At 41.7% G+C, this 2,058-nt stretch carries 1 protein-coding gene and 2 tRNA genes; 1 reads left to right on the forward strand and 2 read right to left on the reverse strand.

Going from position 1 to position 2,058, the window contains the following annotated elements; translation table 11 throughout:
- Positions 1–112: 112 nt before the first annotated feature.
- Positions 113–188 (reverse strand) — tRNA-Ala (locus OHT75_RS17620).
- Between the two features lie 105 nt (positions 189–293).
- Positions 294–1,703 (reverse strand): glutamate--tRNA ligase, encoded by a 1,410-nt coding sequence (gene gltX, locus OHT75_RS17625; protein ID WP_264728969.1) that lies wholly within the window; start codon positions 1,701–1,703, stop codon positions 294–296.
- Positions 1,704–1,977: 274 nt separating this feature from the next.
- Between gltX and OHT75_RS17630 the strand changes: the two genes are divergently transcribed.
- Positions 1,978–2,053, forward strand: a tRNA-Val gene (locus OHT75_RS17630).
- The last annotated feature ends 5 nt before the right edge of the window (positions 2,054–2,058 follow it).

A 2,058-nucleotide genomic window follows, 5' to 3' on the forward strand; every position in this document is an offset into this window, starting at 1 on the left:
CTCTAGACGAATGGGACACTGGTGATACGTTATACTCTGTATCGAGTGAATACTCATCGATGCCTGTAGGCTAAACATTGATGCTAACTTCTTTATGAAGTGTTTAAGTAAGTGGTGGAGCTACACGGGATCGAACCGTGGACCTCTTCACTGCCAGCGAAGCGCTCTCCCAGCTGAGCTATAACCCCGTCTTACTTAAATCACAATTTAGATACGCTGCCAGAAATTACTGAGCTGTGTCTCAACTGCGAGGCGCATTCTATGCAGCATACCTTAATGTGTCAACTCGTTTTTTAGGAATTTATTCTATCTGCTACAAAATCAATCGCTTTGGATATTCTTTCAACAGATCTGTCTTTACCTATCAAAAACAAGGTTAAATCTAAAGCTGGTGATTGTCCTGCTCCGGTCACGGCAACGCGTAACGGCATACCCACCTTCCCCATACCAACATCTAATTCAGTTGCTGTGGCTTCAATAACAGCATGTAATGATTCTACTGTCCAATCTGTTAACGCTTCTAACTTTGCTTTTACTAGCGTTAATGGCTCTAAAGCAACACCACGAAGGTGCTTTTTCGCCTGCCCTTCATCAAACTCAGTAAAGTCTTCATAGAAGTAACGGCTTGAAGCTGCAAGTTCTTTTAATGTTTTAGCGCGCTCAGAAAGTGCAGTCACGACTTCTGTTAGTGCTGGTCCATTAGTAATATCAATTTTTTGGTCATTCATGTGCCATGCTAAATGAGATGCAACATATTCAGGTGCTAATGATTTAATATAGTGCTGATTTAACCAATTCAACTTGTCGGTATTAAAAGCAGAAGCGGCTTTATTAATGTCATCTAATTTGAACAGACTGATCATTTCGTCCAGCGAGAACACTTCTTGATCGCCATGAGACCACCCCAAACGAACAAGGTAGTTCAATAGGGCTTCAGGTAAATAGCCATCGTCGCGGTATTGCATCACGCCCACCGCCCCATGACGTTTTGATAATTTAGCACCATCATCACCTAAAATCATCGAAACATGGGCATACTCAGGAATTGGCGCACCTAATGCCTGCAAAATATTAATTTGGCGAGGGGTGTTGTTAATATGGTCTTCACCTCGCACCACGCAAGTAATACCCATATCCCAATCATCAACCACAACACAAAAGTTATAGGTAGGTACACCATCAGTACGTTTAATGATTAAATCGTCAAGCATGCTGTTAGCAATTTCAATACGGCCACGGACATGGTCATCAAAAATAACACTGCCTTCTGTTGGGTTTTTAAAACGCACGACAAAAGGTTCATCTGTATCACGTGGTGCTAAATTACGACAACATCCGTCGTATTTTTGCTGTTCACCCTTGGCAGATTGTTCTTCACGTAAAGATTCAATACGTTCACGTGAGCAATAACATTTATATGCAGTGCCTTTGTCTAACATTTGCGCAATGATCTCATTATAACGATCAAAACGTTTAGTTTGATAATAAGGCCCTTCATTCCAAGTTAAGCCTAACCAGTTCATGCCATCTAAAATAGCATCGCAAGCTTCTTGTGTTGAACGTTCAATATCAGTGTCTTCAATACGTAGAACAAATTCACCGTTATTCGCTTTTGCATGTAACCATGAGTAAAGTGCTGTACGCGCACCACCAACGTGTAAAAAACCTGTAGGGCTTGGAGCAAAACGAGTCTTAGTAGTCATAGTCGGACACTAACCTATATAAAGAAGTCTGTATAAATATATGGGTATAACCCCAAAACAGACGAGGATAAAAATGTGGCACATATTCTAACAGCCAACGCGCTAGGTTGAAATGGGCGAATGTTGAATCATGCTCCGTTTTTCGTTAAAAATAAAAACCAGTCTGTTTAACAAAACGCCAAACGGCACAAAAATAGCACTATCGTTATATTTTTATCGAAAAATCGTTGACAGCTTTTCCTTGCTCCCTATAATACCGACCCACACAGCATGAGGTCGCTTAGCTCAGCTGGGAGAGCACCTCCCTTACAAGGAGGGGGTCACTGGTTCGAGCCCAGTAGCGACCACCATAATG

Origin of the sequence: Shewanella subflava, from assembly GCF_025971955.1 — a bacterium.
GTDB classification, from domain to species: domain Bacteria; phylum Pseudomonadota; class Gammaproteobacteria; order Enterobacterales; family Shewanellaceae; genus Shewanella; species Shewanella subflava.

What these genes read in the sequence shown, in the direction of transcription:
- gltX (WP_264728969.1), bottom strand. Translation starts at nt 1,703, where the DNA reads ATGACTACTAAGACTCGTTTTGCTCCAAGCCCTACAGGTTTTTTACAC.